This window comes from Desertivirga brevis, assembly GCF_017355835.1.
This window is the reverse complement of sequence record NZ_JAFEWF010000001.1, coordinates 289,734-308,293: the sequence shown is the minus strand read 5'-3', so window position 1 is coordinate 308,293 and position 18,560 is coordinate 289,734. Positions and strand designations below refer to the sequence as shown.

Genomic DNA, 18,560 nt, shown 5'->3' with positions numbered 1-18,560 from the left:
GTATTAAACCACTCTGCTTATTAGTCTTCAACCTCCTTAAACTTGATCCTTAATCTCACTTTCTGTGTGCCTGCCTTTGGGCCCCGCCATTGCGGACCGTCTGATACCAGTTTGATTGCCTGTAGGTTCAGAGAAGGCCTGTCTGTTTTTATAATTTTAAAATCACTTAAGGAACCATTAGAAGAAACAGAAAAGCTTAGTACAACCGTACCTTTTTGCCCTTTTGATACTATTGCGTTTTCCTTTATGTACTTGTTATATTCCTCCCATCCATTAGCCGGTGCAACTTCCCTGTTTTGATTGTCCGCTAGATCGTCATTATCTTTTTTGCTTCCGTAGCGAACTACTGCAACTTCGTTTAAGGCCAAGCTTGCCGGGTTCATCGCAATAACCACGCTATCGTTACTATTAACCTTTACAGAAGCATGGTCAAAACCAACAAAAGACACTTCAAGGGTTTGTTGAGGGTCTGGAACGGCCAGCTTAAATTTTCCGTTGATATCTGTTACTGTTGCAATGTTTGTTCCTTTAACTTTTATGAATACACCCGGAAGCGCCTGATTGGATTGCTTGTCTCTAACTATGCCACTTATTTGTGCTCTATAATCCTTGTTTTCTGCTGGCAATGAAGAAGAACCTCTAATTCTGATCGATTTTGACATGGGTGGCTCAACTCCCACCCCAGGAACACGCCCTTGTAAGGCTATTTGTGGGCTTAATTCTTCTGCTTTTACACTTACTACAGCGCCTGTAAGTTCCATTCTTTTCTGTGTGGGATAACCTGTTATCACAACCTCATTCAATACTCCGGACTCTCCTGTTTTCCCTGGTTCAAGCATTGCTATTTGTTCCTTACTCTTCGATACTTCTAAATCCTTGTCCTTCCCATAAGTTTTCAACGGTTTTGACTTCCGTTTAACTTCTGCCACTTTCGTTTGATCTTGATGAACTTCAGGAAGATCCTCAACCCCCGGCTTTTCCAGGCTGTCCACTACAGTTACAGGTTTCTTGGATTCCGCCATTGAAATTCTTTCGGGTGAATCCTTCCTTAGGATAAGCAATGCAGCAATTCCAGACACGATAACTACAGAAGCTGCAATACTCCAACGAAGCAGAGGAATAATGCGGGTCTTTTCAGGTTTTGTCCTTTGATCGATAAGATCATTTACCTCAATTAAAGCTTTATCATGTTTCAACTGGTCTCCCAATTCCATTCCCATAATCAGATCCATCAAAAGCGGATCTTCCTGAGCCTGGCGTTCCAGTTGATACATAGTTCTTGCATCAAGCTCTCCGTTAAGATACTTCCGAATTAAGGATATGTCGTATTTGTTACTCTCCACCGTTCTTCTCCATACAAATTTTTAAATTCCTTTTTCCGTTCTGTATATAGCTTTTAACCTCATTCAAACTGAAGCCTGTTAAATCCACAATCTCTTTGTAGCACTTTTCATTTAAAAAGAACAGGTCGATACTTTGTTTTTGCCGTTCTGGAAGCTTCTCCACGCATTTCTCGAGTGCGGTAAGGGCTGCCTCCTTTTCTTTATGGTCTTCCTGATGCTGACTTACAGGAAATTCCACAAATTCATCGAACGAAACATATTGCATTTTCTTGTTTGAACGCAGCTGCATTAGGCAGTAGTTCTTGGTCAACACATAAAGCCAGCTGGCGAATTGCCTGATCTCCTGCTTATCTATCTTCCTGATAAGCTCTTCGAAGATCTGCATTACGGCATCCCTACTCCGTTCAGTATCCTGGAAGTAGCGATAGCAGACATAGTAAACCATTGAGGAATGGGTTTTATACAGTTTACCCAGGATTTCCAGATCGTGCGTAGCCAGATAACGGTCCAGGAGTTCCTGGTCGCTATACTGATCTGATTTCCCTGAATTACTAAACCAACTCATTTAAGTGTTTGAAAATAATTTTTATTTATCGCTTATGGAAATTTTCCTGATGATGCATCCTTCGCCAAAATTCAATAACATGAAAGGAAATCTATACCTCATTATCCTGCTCTTAAGTCTGGTTGGCTTTAAAAGCAGCTCAGTGCGCACTATTAGTGGAACGGTGCGCGAACAATTAGACGGCTCTCCTCTACCGGGTGTGTCTGTAAGAGTTGAAGGTACAACTATTGGAGCATCAACAGATACCGAAGGGCATTATTCTTTAAAGATTCCATCCAACGATGTGAATTTGGTCTTTTCATTTGTTGGATATGAAACTCTGAAAGTTAAGCCGGGGAAAACTGATCGCCTCAATGTTACTCTAAAGCAGTCGAAATCAGAACTGAAGGAAGTAGTGATAGTTGGATATGGAACCCAAAGAAAACAGGATGTCACTGGAGCAGTGGCAGCTGCTCCTACAGCTGCTATGCATGGTAAAATATCTGGGATTGCAATAAGAGGTCAAAACAATCAGGTATATACCCGACATATATTAATTCCCGACCACAACACAGAATCTTACAAGGAGATTACCGAAAACGGTTTCCAGAATCCCAAAGATCAAGCTTTATCGACCTTTGCAGTAGATGTGGATGGCGCTTCCTATACAAATCTGCGTCGCTTTATTAATAATGGGCAGCTTCCTCCTAAAGACGCAGTACGAGTTGAGGAAATGATCAATTACTTCAAATATGATCTGGAAGGACCAAAAGACGATAAACCAGTCGCAATTCATACAGAACTATCCTCAGCCCCATGGAATCCCCAGCACCAGCTATTACGGATAGGTTTAAAGGCAAAAGAGGTTAAGACAGAAAAGTTGCCAGCCTCTAATCTTGTTTTCCTGATCGACGTTTCAGGCTCAATGTCTCCAGAAAACAGACTTCCACTGGTTAAAACCTCTTTAAAAATGTTGGTAGATCAGTTACGGGATAAAGACCAGGTAGCTATAGTAACTTATGCAGGCTACGTAACACTAGCTTTGAAGAGTACCCCGGGTAGCCGTAAAGCAGAAATTAAGAACGCCATTGATGCTTTAGGCTCTGGCGGTTCTACGTCAGGCGGTGCTGGTTTAAGAATGGCCTACCAGGTTGCCCGTGAAAATTTCAAGAAAGAAGGTAATAACAGGATCATTATGGCGACGGATGGAGATTTCAATGTAGGTGCCTCGAGCGATAAGGAAATGGAAGATCTGATTGTTCAGGAAAGAGAAAGCGGAGTTAATATTTCTGTTTTAGGGTTTGGTATGGGAAATCTGAAAGACAGCAAAATGGAGACTATCGCAAATAAAGGGAGAGGGAACTATGCTTATATTGACAATATTACAGAAGCGCGGAAAGCAATGGTCACTGAATTTGGCGGAACCCTTTTCACAATTGCTAAAGATGTAAAGATTCAGGTTGAGTTCAATCCAGGCAAAGTTCAGGCGTACCGGCTAATAGGTTATGAAAACAGACTTATGGCAAAAGAAGACTTTAATAATGATAAAAAGATAGGCGGAGATATGGGTGTAGGGCACACTGTAACTGCCCTGTATGAAATAATACCGGTGGGCGTAAAAAGTGATTTTTCCTTAAGCGTTGATCCTCTAAAGTATCAAAAACAAGCAAGGAAAGAAGATCTTACGAATTCGGATGATGTTGCAACTATTAAATTCCGCTACAAGGATCCTCATTCTGATAAAAGTCGCTTAGTGCAAGTTATCCAGGAAGATAGAGCCCTTGCCTTTGAATCAGCCTCTGCAGATTTTCGTTTTGCTAGTGCAGTAGCCGAGTTCGGTATGCTACTAAGAAATTCTGAGTTTAAACAAGCTTCTTCTTTTGATAAGCTCATCTTAAGAGCAAAAGGCGCAAGAGGAAAAGATGATGATGGCTATCGTGCAGAATTTGTTCGTTTAGCTGAAAGCGCAGCCATGCTATCTAAAGGAATGGAACTTGCTAAAGACTCTTATTAATAACACCGGGCATCCTAAACCGTGCTAAACAGGGAGTTAGCCTCCCAGGCCGGCATAATAACTAATGCCGGCCTTTTACTTTCTGGGATACCAATGATGATCCTAATTATAGTCTGTTATGGTATCACAACCCTGCCTTCCCCACAGTAAAACCCTTAAGCTGCTTTCATCCTACGTTTGTGAGTTTCTGCTCATGGAAGTTTTTTTTGAAAGATCCCTCCTATTATAAAAGTAGTCTGTCTAAAAGAATTAATTTCAGGTTGCCTTATAGAAGAAGATCATACTGGTTCGGGACAGGTTCGGAATTTTGGGGGGCAGTAGAAAATAAGAGGAAGCGAACCTTAAGCCAATCCTTGGACGATAGTGAGATCAGTGCCGGAGCATTTACGAATCAGTATGGAATAAATATCGCTATAAGGTCGCTATAAGATCGCTGTAAGGTCGCTATAAGGTTGCTATAATGTTTATTGGATTTTGAATGGAGACCGAAATTGCCTCTGATAGGATAGTTCCAAATTTACAAAAATGAATTTCAATTAAATAGTAAAAAGTTTCTTATTCCATTAAGGCTTTACAATAATAGCAGCAGGCATAAACATTTAGCCTCTTTTAAATTTTGGTAAGCTTAATTTAAATTTCAGAGCCAGAATTCTTATGATAACGACTACAAGTATTGAAGCAAAGAAACTGCTGTTCCGCTCTACCCCAAAATTAATAAGTAACAGATATATACTTGCTCCCATCAAGCAAGCACTTGCGTAGATCTCCTTCTTAAAAATTACAGGCACCTCGTTTAGCAAAGTATCTCTTACTACTCCGCCCATCACTGCTGTAAACATTCCCATCATGGCAGCAACTTCAGAACTAATACCATACCTAAGTGCTTTTTCCGTTCCAAGGATGGTGAAAAGGGAAATACCCAAAGTATCAAAAAGCAAAAAGGTTCTGCGAAGCTTTAACAGGGTATTATAAAATAAACCGGCCAGTAGAATTCCCAGGAGGATGGCATACAGAAATCGTACATTGCCGACCCATATAAGTGGATAACTACCTAGCAAAATATCCCGCAAACTACCTCCTCCTATTGCGGTAACGAAGCCTATAAAGCCCGCGCCAAACCAGTCGTGCTCCTCATTATGTTCAGCAGCAGCCAGAGCTCCTGACATTGCAAAAAAGAATGTGCCAAACAATTCAGTAATGTAAATAGGATCCATTTGAAGCAAAGTACGGAATATTTCATAACAGCTAAATCTATAAACACCAGTTCTTATTTACTTACGGCTTTTCGCAGTCCAGAAAATCCTTCCTTGGATATAGTGCTGTAAAATGCATAAATAATATCTTTGCTACCCTGACTTGTTTGTCAGCTAATATGTCTTATGCCTGATAGCTCGTTTGATTCTGAATTTCGTTTTTTAGCTGATGCAGTTCCTGCCAAAGTTTGGAGGGCTGATGCAAATATGTCCGCGAATTATTATAACCAGGAATGGTTTGATTTTACGGGAACGACATGTGTTAGTGAATTAAAAAAGATTATTTGGACTTTGATACATCCAGCGGATCTACCGCTAGTGCAGAGAGAAGCGCAGAGAAATCTACAGAGTGCCACAAGTTATGAAATTGAGCAGCGTTTTAGAGATAAAAACGGAATTTATCGCTGGCACCTAAGTAAAACGAAGCCTGTGTTCGACAAAAATGGGGTCTTGACTTCCTGGTTAGGTATATGCGTGGATATTGAAGAACAAAAGCAATCGTCTGAAGCCTTACGAAAAAATGAACAATACTTCAGATTTCTTGCCGATAATACTCCTGTTATTATTTGGCGAACCGGGGTTGACGGAAGTTTGAATTATATTAGCAAGCAGTGGGAGAAATTTTCTGGCATGCCTGTCGCTGATGGATTTGATAGCGGCTGGACCAAGTTATTGCATGAGGATGATATTCCGGAGGTTCAAAAATACTACGATAAAGCTTTGCGGAATAGAGAGCATTATAGTGGCAGATTTCGACTTAAGAGTGCAAATAATGAATATAGATGGTTCCTCTCGGTAGGCTTACCCGTTTTTGATGGAGAAACTGGTTTTCTTGGTACATTGACAGACATCACCGAGCAGGAAAGAGAACATCAACACAGCAATTTGCAATTGAAGAAAATGGATGAGTTTGTAAGTATCGCGAGTCACGAACTCAAAACTCCGCTCACTAGTCTAAAGCTTTATCTGCAGCTTTTAGATAAAAACAAAACCGCAGAACAGACTACTTTTATCTCTCGTGGCCTTGATCAATTGAAACGTTTGGAGAGGCTTACTTCCGATTTACTTGATGTGTCTAAAATATCAGCTGGAAAGCTCGTATACAATATTGAAGAAATTGATTTTGCTGAACTAATAGACGATTTTGTTCATACGTTTAGGAGCTGGAATGTAAAGCATCAAGTTATTGTTAAAAATAAATCATCTGTAAAGCTTAAGGGAGATCGCTACCGATTAGAGCAGGTATTTGCGAATATACTTTCCAATGCTGTTAAATATTCGCCTGGAGCCGATCGTGTTGAAATAGATACTTACGTCCAAGCGAATTATGTAATTACTTCAATTAAAGATTTTGGCATCGGCATAGCAGATGAGGATCTGGCGAGGATTTTTCAGCGGTTCTATCGTGTAGATGCTACGGCCATGAAGTACGAAGGATTGGGTTTAGGCCTTTTTATAGTGTCTGAGATATTAATTAGACATAGTGGAGATTTTTGGATTGAAAGCGAACTGGGAAAAGGCTCCACGTTCTTTTTTAAACTTCCCATTAATGACCTTCGTCGTGAAATTATTGTTGAATCTTCAACTGAGTATAAAGATAATCAGATGGCTATAAGCTTCAACGTTGCAACTGGCATCCTTGAGGTAGATTGGATCGGCTTTCAGGACCTTGAGTCTGTGAAATATGGTTGTTTGAAGATGCATGAACTGTTGAAGGCGAATAATTGCCGACTCGTGTTGAATGATAATTCGAACATCACCGGCGTTTCTGACGCTTCCGAATGGGTAGGTGGTCAGTGGTTTCCTATGATGGAAGCTGCAGGACTGCGCCATTTTGCCTGGGTCTTCTCCTCGGTAATGTTTAACAATATCTCCGCTCAGAAAGCGGTCGATCTAAAGCAGGGAAATGTGATAACGCAGTTTTTTACGTCCACGACTGAAGCCCGGGAATGGTTACTATCACATGCATGATAGTGAGATTAAGGGAGATTCCTAAGTGCCTGTTGCATGTGTCTTTCATTATGAGCTATAAGAAAACGAAAGACATCGCCGGCTTTTAAACGTATTATTGGAGATATAGAAATTGGAATCCTGTGATTAAGATTAGCACTTGTTGCCCTCCTTAACAGCAACAGTAATTCTTCTTGTTGAGCAATGAAAGTGGCGGTAACCTTGTATACATCTAGATCTTTCCTCGGAGTATGCCCTTTAGCTGCTTTGTATTTCTTTGCTGAAGGCTCCATCATCTTACTAAAATAATCTCCCAACCAGCCGCTTTTGAACGTAACGGCATTATCGGAGGTTTCCACCTGTAATACCTTACTCAATCGAGGTAAGAAGTAATCCCCATAAGAGTTCAAGTGGTCAAGGCATTGGGCAATACTCCAGCCGCCGGTAGCAGACGGGCATAGCAACACTTTCTCAGACTCGTTCTGAAATGATGAAATTGCAATATGCAAATGGCTTTCTACTTGGTCGCCAAGCTTATTTAAGAGGTGGTTTTTATTGAGTTTCATAGATGCAAAGTTGGCAATCCTTGTTCACGTCAACCTTGGTAAATACCATGATTTAGATTTTCACTTTATTGATCAGCTTACTAAAATTAGTTGGATCTATTCCAATGTAGCTAGCCAGATACTTATGTGGAACTAGTTGTAGAATATGGGGACTTCGTTTTAAAAAGCTCGAAAACTTTTCTTCAGAAGTGAAGCATTGCAACTCTGTAAGTCGCTGTAATACTCCTGAAAGCACCGCCGAGAGGCCCTGAAGGATAAGGTGCTGTATTGACGGATGTGATTTCATCAGGGCGTTCACCTCAGCATATGGAGCACGCAGGAACCGTGAGGGAGTTAAGGTTTCGTAACAATAGCGAGATGGTTGCTGAAGCATGAAGGAATCTAACACACCGCCAAATGAAGGTGGGTACATAAAAACAATAGTGGCCTCTCGCCCCTCCCCGTCAAAATAGTAAACCCGTTGAACACCGTCTAAAACAAAATAAAGGTATTTCTCGGTTTCGCCAATGGCGGTAAGACTGATCTTTCTCTTTGCGGAGTAAGGCGACCATACTTTTGAAAATGCTTCCCAATCCTCACTCTGCAAAACTCCGATTGTTTCCAGTAAATTTCTAAGTTGCTGTAGATCTTCCTGCATGTTTAGCTATTCTATTTCAGAGAAGGTACAAATTAAGTCATTGTAGTTGGGTCTACCATTGTGTAAGTAATAATAATGCCCTTCCTTATTAAAGGACAAGAGGCTTTACAATGGATTTATAACTGGGAAAGAGGAAAACCTTTCCCAAAATTTCGCAGTCTATAGAACAGGATGAGGCATTTGGGACCTACAGTTTGAACCACCACCGCTTTAAAACGCATCTTAACAGCCATGGCATTAGAATTGCCCTTCCGTATGCATTAAGTATGACTATGAGTTACAAACATTTACTAACCTACTCCCTTATTATTGCGAGTGTTTTTCAGGCTTGCAAGAAAACCGATGATCAGTTATTGGCCAATGGCGATATTAACAAGTTGACGGACGTAATAGTTCCTGAAGGATTCTTATGGGAATCTTCACGCGATGTAACATTCAAGGTTGCAGTTACAGATACACGTTTTTCTGATGCTACTCACATTATTGCTATTTATACTCCTGACGGTAAATTACTTTCAAAAGGGTCAGCTTCAACGGATGCTAGTTTTGAAACGAAGGTTTATGTTCCAAGCAGCATTACAGAGGTATATGTAATTAAAACAGCGCCAGACAATTCAACCGTAAACAAAAAAGTAGAATTAAGCGGAGCTGAAGTAAATATTTCACTTGGAGCAATAAACACTACTGTCTCTTCCACTAAATCTGGTGCTAGTACATTTGCTACTAGTCCTGATTGCAATACCGGCTGTACTCAAAGCGTAAGCCTTACCTCTTCAGGTCAGTGGATCACTATTGATGGTGGTAAAACAGTTTGTATCAGCGGTTCTAATAAAATAGTTAACCTTACCTTTGGTAACGGTGGTGGTATTGCCCGTTTGTGTGGAACTGATCTTACGGTACAGAACATTAATAAAAATGCAGGAAGCAGTGCTATTGGTTTTGTGGTAACAAATGGTAGCAGGGTAAGCTTTCCTGGTTTAGAGTTTGACAGGGCTACTCATGTTTTCAGTAACTACGGAACAGCTAAGTTTACAGGAAACCTTGCTTCCTCAGGTACTGTAAATAACTATGGTGATCTAACGGTTACGAGCGACTTTAATCTTAACTCATCTAATATTACCGACACTAACGAAGGCACAATTTCGGTTGGTGGTACAATGAACGTGAACAGCACAACAACTTTTGAGAATAAAGGCTCTGCAACAGTTAACAACCTTCAAATTAATGGTGGCGGTATTGTAAATAACCGCTGTAAACTTCTGGTTTCTAATAGCCTGATGAATAATAATCTGTTAAATAACTACAGTTATGTTCAGGTTAGCGGTAATACACAAATTAATGGCAGCGCGCAGGTCAATTTGTATGATGCATCATATTTCAAGACGAAAGACCTTGATAAAATAACAGGAGGTTTTTCCGCAAGTGGATCAACATCTATGGTAAAAGTTACTGGAACAATTAACTCTAACCTGATACTTGATGCTCAACAAACTTCGAATGGTCAGAAGTTTAAAGGTAATTTAAGAGTGTGTTATGGTTCTACCTTACCTTCTGGGTTGTTCAAGGATGGTGCATCTCAAGGTTGTGATCTTTATATTCCTGCTACTGGATGTAATCCAGGAAACGGCATGGCAACAATTGTAGATTCAGACGGTGATGGTGTTGCCGATAATCTTGACGACTACCCTAATGATGCTTCAAAAGCTTTTAATAACTATTATCCAAATGCAGCTGCTGATGCTGGGGCAACAATTGCTTTCGAGGATATGTGGCCAGTTAAAGGAGATTACGACATGAATGATGTGGTATTCTCTTACAAATTAAAAGTGATCACTAATGCTGGAAACAAAGTAGTTCAGGTTGACGGTAACTATGAGCTTCAGGCAAGAGGTGGAATTTTCCAAAATGGTTTTGGTATAGAATTCCCGGTTAAACGAGAACTGATAGGTGATGTTACAGGTGGTTCTCTTGAAGCAGGACAGGAAAAGGCTGTTATAACACTTTTCGATAATACACATTCGGAAATGCTTTACTATAACACCCGCCTGGAAGAACCTAAGCAAACGGCAAAATCATATAATATCAGCTTTACAATTGCAAACGGGCCATCTTTGGCAAGCTTCGGCTTGGGTGAGTACAATCCTTTTATCTGGAATAAAAACGCAGGTAGAGGTTCAGAGATCCACCTACCAGGAAAAACTCCAACTACTTTAGCTGATAAAAGCTTATTTGGAACGGGAGACGATCGCAGCAATGTTGCTGCAGGAAAGTACTACCTCACAGCAGAAGGATATCCATGGGCAATCAGCGTTCCTGTGAAAAACTTTGTTTATCCATTAGAAGGAAAAGATATTAGCACAGCGTATTTAAAACTTCCGAACTGGATCTTATCAGGAGGAACACAATACACCGATTGGTACGCCAACACTGGTTCTGGGTATAGAAATTCTGTTAACTTGTTTAGTAAATAAAAATTAGATCAAGGTTCTTTTTTGCATCGAAATTCGTACCAGGTAGGGCCCTAAGCCTACCTGGTGAATTTCTGTCTAATCTCACTCATTCATCAGGTGTTCTTAATAAAAACTTTCAAGCAATTTGTCAGTTTATGAACTATTTTGAACTCTAAGAAAAAGATAAATGAGGTTCTTCCCTATTTTTCAGCTTTTACTTCTTGTAATTTGTCTCCCTCAAGCGTTTTCGCAAGGTTCGTTTAATTCTGGCAACAAGCAATATTCGTCAAAGCTTGAATTGGAAAAAAGTGATTCTGCTTTACACTTTATTGCTATTGGCGATTGGGGTAAAAGCGGAGGAGATTTTCAACGGCCGGTTGCCACTCAGATGGCTATAGCGGCGGAGAAGTTAGACGCAGATTTTATTGTAAGCACTGGAGATAACTTTTATCCAGCTGGAGTTAAAGATACCCTTGATCCACTCTTTCAAAATTCATTTGAAAAGATTTACAATCAAAAATCACTGCAGGTAAAGTGGTACCCGGTTCTTGGTAACCATGATTATATGGCAAACCCCGATGCTCAGATTGAATATTCTAATACCAACAGCAGATGGTCTATGCCTTCCAGGTACTATTCGAAGAAGTTTGCTATTGATGGAGACACAAGCCAACAAGTTCTAATACTTTTTTTGGATACTAATCCATTGGTTAAGCTGTACCATAAAAAGCAACACTACGGAAATAATATAAAAAGCCAAAAGCCAGCAGAACAGAAAGAATGGATAAGGAAAGAATTAGAAACCGCGTCGCCCAGTGTAAAGTGGAAAATAATTGTGGGTCACCATCCTATTCATACAGGTGGGCACCGTCGAATTGCTTATGATACAAGGGCGGTCCGGAGACAACTAAAGCCTTTATTTTCCAAGTACAAAGTGGACGCATACATTTCAGGGCATGAACATAACTTGCAGCATCTTAAAGTGAACAAGATAACTCAACAATTCATATCAGGTGCAGGTTCAGAAGTACTTTCATTGAAAACAATTCCAAAAAGTAAACTGGCCAAAGCTGTTCCCGGGTTCATGACTTTTTCGGTTAAAGAGAAGCAATTATTAATGCAAGCGGTAAGTATAGATGGTGAGGTTGTTTATAAAACAAGGCTTAGTAAACATTAGACGCCTGGCGGTTATAAATCAGAGTATTGGTATAATTCACAAAAATGAATTAAATACCCATTGGATGGATTATAGTGGAAACTTGAACTAGGGATAAAACGTATAAAATTAAGCCAGAAAAGCTTATGATAGATATAGTTAAGCGTAATAATGTCCGGATTTACGGAAACGGAAACCAATGTATGTTAATGGCCCATGGTTTTGGTTGCGACCAAAACGTTTGGAGGCATCTAATTAAAGCTTTTGAGTCAAGGTACAAAATTGTTGTTTTCGATTATGTAGGAGCAGGTCAGTCAGACATAGAGGCCTATGACCCTAATAGATACTCATCGCTGGATGGCTATGCCGAAGATGTAAATGAAGTAATACAGGCTCTTGAGCTTAGCAAGGTTATTTTTATTGGACATTCTGTTAGTAGCATGATCGGTTTGAGAGCAGCTATAAGACATCCAGAGCAATTTGAAAGGCTAATTATGGTAGCCCCCTCTCCTTCCTATATAAACAGTGAAGATTATGTAGGAGGAATGAACCGAGAAGACATTGAGTCTTTATTTGAAGTAATGGATGCTAATTACCTTGGCTGGTCGACCTCTATGGCTCCCCTGATCATGGGTAATCCTCAAGCACCCGAGTTAGGCGATGAGCTTGCGGCAAACTTCTGCGCTACAGACCCGGAGATAGCGAGAGAATTCGCGCGGGTAACTTTCTTTTCAGATAACCGTTCTGATCTTCAAAAACTAAAAGTAAAAAGTCTTAGCCTTCAATGTTCAGAGGATATACTTGCTCCACTGGAGGTGGGCTATTATATTGAAAGGAACACACCGCAAAATACTCTGGTAATCATGAAAGCAACTGGTCATTGTCCTCATCTCAGCGCACCGGAAGAGACTATTGCAGCGATTGAAAATTATCTCGATACTCATTAATGACTCACGCTCTCATTCCCGATTACAAAAGCCTTTTTAATAATTCGCCCTGCGGCTTATTAACGCTCAGACAAGGCAAGATTTCAAATGTGAATTCAACTCTCTTACAGTGGTTAGACCTGGATGAAACAGATATTCTTGGAAAAAACATTTCAGACTTGCTGGATAAGGGTGGTAAAGTTTATTATCAGCTTTTTGTGCAGCCGATTTTAAAAATGCACGGAACCGTTAAAGAAATTGATCTTACTATTCGAAGTAATAATGCTAGCTTTCCTTGTCTGTTCACTGCACAATCCGGCCCCAAATCAGATGACGAAGAGCTTTTTTATTGCGCTTTTTACAAGGTAGCCGACAGAAAAAAGTACGAAAGCGAATTGCTGAAAAAGAAGGTTCAGGCGGAAGAAGAAAAGAAGGATAAAGTTCAGGTTCTGAACGATATCGCATTCGATCAGGCCCATTTAGCAAGGGCGCCTCTTGCTAACATGCTGGCGCTTATTTCCCTCGTAAAAACAATGGACATCAGCGAGGATGTTCTAGGTATTGTAGAGATGCTTCAAACAAGTACAGAACAATTAGATGTCCGCATAAAGGAAATTGTAAGGAAAACAGGTGCATGACCTTATTCGCTAAATCTGTCGAGTATAAGCTGTCTACTAGCTGCCACCCCAGCCATGGTACCCATAAATACAGCATTGGCCACAGCTCTCATCCTTGTTACATTATCTCCGCAGGCAAAAATACCTTTAATGCTAGTTGCCTGAGTTGAATCAACCTTAATATAGCCTTCTTCTGTTAACTCGCAGCCTAATGCCTGTGGTATTTGACAGTGCTGAACAAAGGTGGGCCGATAATAAATTGCCTTCAGCGAGAGCTCTGATCCATCTTGAAAAGTAACACTGCTTAAGTAGCCATTATCGTGCTTTAACTTCGCAATTGTTCTTTCATCAATTTTAATATCATGTTTTTTCAGTTTAAGCTCTTCCTCCTCACTAAAAGTATGCTCTCCATTTGTTAAAATAGTAAGGTCCTTTGTCCAGTTGGAGATTAAACCCGCTATTTCAATAGCCTCTGGTCCGTTACTTAAAATACCGGTAGGTTCATTTCTTACTTCATACCCATGGCAGTAAGGACAGTGGATCACCGAAATACCCCAGCATTCTGCAAGTCCAGGAATTCCTGACAGATCATCTTTGATGCCTGTGGCGAATATTAACTGGCCTGCTCTGAATATTTCTCCTTTTGACACCTGTATTTCAAAAGTTCCATCATCCATTTTTCTCCCCGCGACCGCAACTCCTTCAAGGAATTCTACTGTATTGTACATCAATACTTGTTCTTTTCCTTGTTTGTGGATCTCTGCTGGCTTTTTCCCGTCTTGCGTAAGGAAATTATGGGAATGAGGCGTTTGCTTGTTGCACGGCTCTGCTCCATCAATAATTAAAACATTCATCAATGCTCTACCAAGGGCAAGTGCGGCTGCTAAACCTGAGTAGCTTCCTCCAATTATTATCACATCAAATGTTTTGTTCGGTGTTTCCATATCAGTTAAACTAGCAATAATTTATAGCTACAAAACTAGCTTAGGCTGAAAATGAGAAATAGAACAAAAATTTACTTGGATAGTACTTATCTAAAGTTTTTCCTGTAGGCGTCGGGAGAATAGCCAGTATGCTTTTTAAAGAAACGAATGAAGTAGGAGACGTCTTCATAACCAAGGCTCTCGCTGATCATTTTCACCTGTTCGTCTAAAGCCAGCAAATGCCTTTTTGCCTCAAGGACTATTTGTTCATTTATGACTTCCGATGCAGTTTTTCCAATTGTTGTCTTGGTAATTTCGTTCAATTGAAATGCCGATAGGTTCATCATTGTGGTGTATTGAGAAACTTGCTTCATAGATGAGAGATTGCATCTTAGTAAATCCAGAAACTCCTCAAGTCGGTCCTGTTTATAAGAATGCACCTGGTCTTCCACCTGGCCGCCATTGTTGCATCGACGAACAAGTTCAATAAAAAACATATCAAGAGAAGCCTTTATAACACTAGTATAACCCTCTTCCTTATCGCTAAATTCTTTGAAAATCCGTTCTGCTATGGCGTGTACTCTTTCGAAACGGTTATTGTCGAGTGGACAGAGGTTAGTGTGAGTTGCCTTCCTGAATTTCTGTAGGATTGACTTCTCGTTTGGCTGGTAAAAGTTGGTATTGAACCTCATCACATACCCGGTAACGTCGCTCTCTAACTTCAGGAGATGAATCTGACCTGGCCGTAAACAAAAGATCATATTGTCTGCTACATCATAGTTCACCAAATCAACTTCATGAATCCCTGTTCCCTTTTTTATAAGCAGAATGAAGAAGAAATTATGGCGGTGCTTTCCCCTTATCCTCTCCTTAGCTAATAAGGATGAATCTAGTTCGGAGATGCTAAAGCCATTCTCTTCAGAATTTCTTTCTGAAGCCGGAATTTCTGCTATTGGAATTTTGTTCATTCAATTATCTTTTCGACAATCTTGTATTACTGGAGATTGTAGCTAAACAGCCAATGTTTTGTAAAGCTAAAAAAGAATCCTTCTATTTGGTTGATTATGGTAACATTTGACTTATTCAGACAACTGGCTCTCTCATTGCCGGAAGTAACGGAAGAACCCCACTTTGAAAAAACGTCATTCAGGGTTAAGAAAAAGATTTTTGCCACTTACGTAGCCGAACTACAAATAGCCACAGTGAAGTTGTCTGAAATAGACCAGGATGTATTTTCCTCTAATGACAGAACAGTGATCTATCCCGTTAATAATAAATGGGGAAAACAAGGCTGGACAATGATAGAAATGAAGCGGGTAAATGAAGGGTTGTTTACAGATGCTTTGAGAACCGCCTATTGCGAAGTTGCTCCTAAAAACTTAAGGTTACAGCTGAAACAAAATGAGGGTGAATAAGTGGTTAACCTGGTGCCCGGAGAGAGACTCGAACTCTCAAGAGACAATTCTCAACGGCTTCTGAGACCGCAACGTTTACCAATTTCGCCATCCGGGCAGGCTGGGAACGACGTATTATGGCGCAAATATAGAAATAGTGATGATATCGGAAAATGTAATCTAGGGGGAATTCCCCTTCTAAATAAATATTTCGCCCTAATGCAATCATTTTCAGGGAATAAAAAAAGGGAGCATTCAACTCCCTTTGCAAGAAAATTTTTCCTATTGCATTGAGTGGAAACCAATCTGGTTACCCTCCGTATCCATGCAAATCCCGCAGAATCCATATTCACCAATAGGCATTTTACCTGCTATTACCTGCCCTCCAGCGGCTTCAACCCTTGAAATTTCCTCTGCGCAATCACTACATGAGAAGTAGACCATTGTTCCTCCTGATCCCGGTTTGAACATTTTTGATTTTACCAAAGAACCACTTACTCCCGGGGCTTCCATGTTACCTGGAAAAAATACCATTTCGAAGTAGTCGTCACTTCCTTCCTCAGCTTCCATTCCTTGAGGCACCGGAGCTGGTTGCATCGTAATTTGCAAAACATCTTCATAGAATTTTTGGGCGCGGACAAGATCTTCCACATAAATCTCTGTCCATCCAATGGGGTTTCTTTCGTCTTTCATATTTCTTTTATTTCGGTGATTTTTATCCAAATATCGAAGTTAATATGAAGTAAAAGGTGTGTACATTGCGACAAAAGCAGGGTAGAATACGACTAATTATTTTACGGTTATCACAAATTTTTGGACAGCCAAAGTATCATGTTCTCCAAGGCTTCTCAGGAAGTCTTCATTGAATTCATTATATAGAACACCTTCCTCCTCTGTAGACCCCGTAAGCTTTCCGTTTACATTATAGCTGTTCCTGGATAATTTATAGGCAAGGCATGAAAATTCCAGTGATTTTAATGTTCCCTTAGCAACCCTGATTTCTTTTGCCATTACTCCCTGGGCGGTATTAAAATGTGGTTCCTTATGTTTTACTAATGCCAATGAGCCAGCCGGAGCATCTCCAAGATCATATAAGTATGTAGAATAAAAGTAATACAAGCCGTTTTTTTTCTCATACGTATACTTGTTTTCAGGAAAATTGAAATAAGAGGAGTCGGCAGAAAAGACAGTCAACGAACCGAAACGATTATCTTGTAAATGCATGTTAAATAGCTGACTATTTTCAACAAACTTTGTGATCTTTCCTACGTCCTTCAATTCCTGATTACTAGTAAAGAGCTGTATCTCCGACTTTTTTTCTACGGTTGAATTTTCTAAAGTGAAAGGGTATTCAATTACAGGTTCTTCTTGCGTTTTCTTGCAGGAAGTGAATGCAAAAAGAGCGGTGATAAATGTACAAGTGATAAGCTTAAAGTTCATATTCCCAATTAAGTAGTATTTCTATAGTGCGGTGCAAAATTAAAGATTCCGCACAAAACTGCAAATCAATTGGAAGGTTTAGGATATCCTTTCTTTTATGACAAAACGATTTGTCAAGGTCGGTCCAATTCTCTTATTTTTACCGCCTGCCCATGAAGCATTTAATACAACTTTACCTTAATTCTTATCGTGGTCTGTCTAAACCCGCCTGGATGCTGGCATTGATAATGCTTATCAATCGCAGCGGAGCGATGGTTATTCCATTTCTCGGGGTTTACATGACTGATGCGCTTAAATTTAGCTTGAAAGATACCGGAAATACTTTAAGTTGTTTTGGTGCAGGTGCCGTAGTTGGGTCAGCTTTAGGAGGATGGTTAAGTGATAAGGTTGGTAATTTCAGGGTTCAGTTCCTTTGCCTTATGCTTTGTGTTCCGGTATACTGTATCCTTCCTGTTCTAAGTACTCCCGTTCAATTAAGTATTGGAGTCTTTATTCTAAGTGTTATCAGTGAAACTTTCCGGCCAGCGAATACCGTTTCTATTGCGTCGTATACGTCGCCTGAAAATATCACAAAAGCTTTTTCTCTTAACAGAATGGCTATGAACCTGGGCTTCTCTATTGGCCCGGCTCTGGGAGGTCTACTTGCGGCTATCTCTTACCATTGGTTGTTTTATGGAAATGCGATCAGTACGGGACTTGCTGGCCTCTTTTTCTACTTTTATTTCCGGAATCTGCAACCCGTTAAAGGTGTTCAAAAAGATCCTGAAAAGGGAACAACTGGTTTGTCTCCATGGAAGGATGCTCCGTTTTTAGTATTTAGTTTTTTCTGCCTGCTGTACAGTGTTTGTTTTTTCCAGCTTCTAAGCACTCTCCCACTGTTTTACAGGACGGTCCATCACCTTAGTGAATGGAGTATCGGAGTAATACTCGCCTACAGTGGATTCGTGGTCTTTTCACTCGAGATGATCCTCGTACATATTGCAGAAAGACGACTTGGAGCAAGTGGAACGATCATCATCGGGACTTTGTTAGGTGGTGCTGCCTTTCTCGTACTACTATTGCCCGGCAAATTCCTGCTTCTCTACTTCGGTATGTTCCTGCTATGTATATCCGAAATTCTAGCCATGCCTTTTATGGCAACATTGACTATGAAAAGGGCTTCAGGAAAAAAGCAGGGTTCTTATATGGGAGTAAATTCCCTGGCATTTTCTGCTGCACATATCATATCTCCATTTATAGGGACGCGTATTGCCGACCACTTTGGGTTTGATGTTCTATGGACACTTACCGGCTTGGTTTCTATCATCACCGCGGCAGGTTTCTATTGGATAATAAAGAAATTATAAT

The 18,560-nt window shown here is 40.3% G+C and carries 17 protein-coding genes and 1 tRNA gene; 8 read left to right on the top strand and 10 right to left on the bottom strand.

The window, feature by feature from the left end:
• Window positions 1-20: 20 nt before the first annotated feature.
• Window positions 21-1,343 carry a carboxypeptidase-like regulatory domain-containing protein gene (locus tag J4N25_RS27065; RefSeq protein WP_207420343.1) on the bottom strand — a complete coding sequence of 441 codons (1,323 nt, stop codon included), beginning with the start codon at window positions 1,341-1,343 and terminating at the stop codon, window positions 21-23.
• Window positions 1,333-1,908 (bottom strand): RNA polymerase sigma factor, encoded by a 576-nt coding sequence (locus tag J4N25_RS01355; RefSeq protein ID WP_207420342.1) that lies wholly within the window; start codon window positions 1,906-1,908, stop codon window positions 1,333-1,335. The genes J4N25_RS27065 and J4N25_RS01355 overlap by 11 nt, the downstream gene beginning before the upstream one ends.
• Window positions 1,909-1,987: 79 nt before the next feature.
• Here J4N25_RS01355 and J4N25_RS01350 point away from each other — a divergent pair, with 79 nt between their 5' ends.
• Window positions 1,988-3,901 carry a vWA domain-containing protein gene (locus J4N25_RS01350; protein WP_207420341.1) on the top strand — a complete coding sequence of 638 codons (1,914 nt, stop codon included), beginning with the start codon at window positions 1,988-1,990 and terminating at the stop codon, window positions 3,899-3,901.
• Between the two features lie 599 nt (window positions 3,902-4,500).
• Here J4N25_RS01350 and J4N25_RS01345 read toward each other — a convergent pair.
• Complete coding sequence (locus tag J4N25_RS01345; RefSeq protein ID WP_207420340.1) at window positions 4,501-5,115, bottom strand: trimeric intracellular cation channel family protein; 615 nt, start codon at window positions 5,113-5,115, stop codon at window positions 4,501-4,503.
• 165 nt (window positions 5,116-5,280) lie between these two features.
• Here J4N25_RS01345 and J4N25_RS01340 point away from each other — a divergent pair, with 165 nt between their 5' ends.
• Window positions 5,281-7,125 carry a PAS domain-containing protein gene (locus J4N25_RS01340; protein ID WP_207420339.1) on the top strand — a complete coding sequence of 615 codons (1,845 nt, stop codon included), beginning with the start codon at window positions 5,281-5,283 and terminating at the stop codon, window positions 7,123-7,125.
• Window positions 7,126-7,133: 8 nt separating this feature from the next.
• On the opposite strand, the gene J4N25_RS01335 is transcribed toward J4N25_RS01340, so the two are convergent.
• Together J4N25_RS01335 and J4N25_RS01330 are read right to left on the bottom strand one after the other, a co-directional pair.
• Window positions 7,134-7,670, bottom strand: coding sequence for a DinB family protein (locus J4N25_RS01335; protein WP_207420338.1), 537 nt, complete (start codon window positions 7,668-7,670; stop codon window positions 7,134-7,136).
• Between the two features lie 52 nt (window positions 7,671-7,722).
• Complete coding sequence (locus J4N25_RS01330; protein ID WP_207420337.1) at window positions 7,723-8,307, bottom strand: Crp/Fnr family transcriptional regulator; 585 nt, start codon at window positions 8,305-8,307, stop codon at window positions 7,723-7,725.
• Between the two features lie 272 nt (window positions 8,308-8,579).
• Between J4N25_RS01330 and J4N25_RS01325 the strand changes: the two genes are divergently transcribed.
• The 4 genes from J4N25_RS01325 to J4N25_RS01310 all read left to right on the top strand — a co-directional run bounded on the left by J4N25_RS01325 (window position 8,580) and on the right by J4N25_RS01310 (window position 13,477).
• The gene (locus J4N25_RS01325; protein WP_207420336.1) at window positions 8,580-10,778 is read left to right on the top strand and encodes an LruC domain-containing protein; all 2,199 of its coding nucleotides are present in this window, start codon (window positions 8,580-8,582) and stop codon (window positions 10,776-10,778) included.
• 166 nt (window positions 10,779-10,944) lie between these two features.
• Window positions 10,945-11,934 (top strand): purple acid phosphatase family protein, encoded by a 990-nt coding sequence (locus J4N25_RS01320; protein ID WP_207420335.1) that lies wholly within the window; start codon window positions 10,945-10,947, stop codon window positions 11,932-11,934.
• Between the two features lie 125 nt (window positions 11,935-12,059).
• Window positions 12,060-12,860 carry an alpha/beta fold hydrolase gene (locus J4N25_RS01315; protein ID WP_207420334.1) on the top strand — a complete coding sequence of 267 codons (801 nt, stop codon included), beginning with the start codon at window positions 12,060-12,062 and terminating at the stop codon, window positions 12,858-12,860.
• Window positions 12,860-13,477, top strand: coding sequence for a PAS domain-containing protein (locus J4N25_RS01310; protein ID WP_207420333.1), 618 nt, complete (start codon window positions 12,860-12,862; stop codon window positions 13,475-13,477). The genes J4N25_RS01315 and J4N25_RS01310 overlap by 1 nt, the downstream gene beginning before the upstream one ends.
• A gap of 2 nt (window positions 13,478-13,479) precedes the next feature.
• Here the strand turns inward: J4N25_RS01310 and J4N25_RS01305 are convergent, their stop codons facing one another.
• Together J4N25_RS01305 and J4N25_RS01300 are read right to left on the bottom strand one after the other, a co-directional pair.
• Window positions 13,480-14,400 carry an NAD(P)/FAD-dependent oxidoreductase gene (locus J4N25_RS01305; protein WP_207420332.1) on the bottom strand — a complete coding sequence of 307 codons (921 nt, stop codon included), beginning with the start codon at window positions 14,398-14,400 and terminating at the stop codon, window positions 13,480-13,482.
• Window positions 14,401-14,486: 86 nt separating this feature from the next.
• Window positions 14,487-15,347 carry an AraC family transcriptional regulator gene (locus J4N25_RS01300; protein WP_207420331.1) on the bottom strand — a complete coding sequence of 287 codons (861 nt, stop codon included), beginning with the start codon at window positions 15,345-15,347 and terminating at the stop codon, window positions 14,487-14,489.
• 96 nt (window positions 15,348-15,443) lie between these two features.
• Here J4N25_RS01300 and J4N25_RS01295 point away from each other — a divergent pair, with 96 nt between their 5' ends.
• On the top strand, window positions 15,444-15,794 hold the full coding sequence (locus J4N25_RS01295; RefSeq protein WP_207420330.1) for an MmcQ/YjbR family DNA-binding protein: 351 nt from the start codon (window positions 15,444-15,446) through the stop codon (window positions 15,792-15,794).
• 10 nt (window positions 15,795-15,804) lie between these two features.
• On the opposite strand, the gene J4N25_RS01290 is transcribed toward J4N25_RS01295, so the two are convergent.
• The 3 genes from J4N25_RS01290 to J4N25_RS01280 all read right to left on the bottom strand — a co-directional run bounded on the left by J4N25_RS01290 (window position 15,805) and on the right by J4N25_RS01280 (window position 17,213).
• A tRNA-Leu gene (locus J4N25_RS01290) sits at window positions 15,805-15,891 on the bottom strand.
• 164 nt (window positions 15,892-16,055) lie between these two features.
• Entirely contained in the window at window positions 16,056-16,466 is a 411-nt protein-coding gene (locus J4N25_RS01285) for a VOC family protein (RefSeq protein WP_207420329.1), read from the bottom strand.
• 96 nt (window positions 16,467-16,562) lie between these two features.
• A complete protein-coding gene (locus J4N25_RS01280; RefSeq protein ID WP_207420328.1) occupies window positions 16,563-17,213 on the bottom strand; it encodes a hypothetical protein in 651 nt (216 codons plus the stop codon).
• 152 nt (window positions 17,214-17,365) lie between these two features.
• Here J4N25_RS01280 and J4N25_RS01275 point away from each other — a divergent pair, with 152 nt between their 5' ends.
• On the top strand, window positions 17,366-18,559 hold the full coding sequence (locus J4N25_RS01275) for an MFS transporter (RefSeq protein ID WP_207420327.1): 1,194 nt from the start codon (window positions 17,366-17,368) through the stop codon (window positions 18,557-18,559).
• Window position 18,560: the final 1 nt, after the last annotated feature.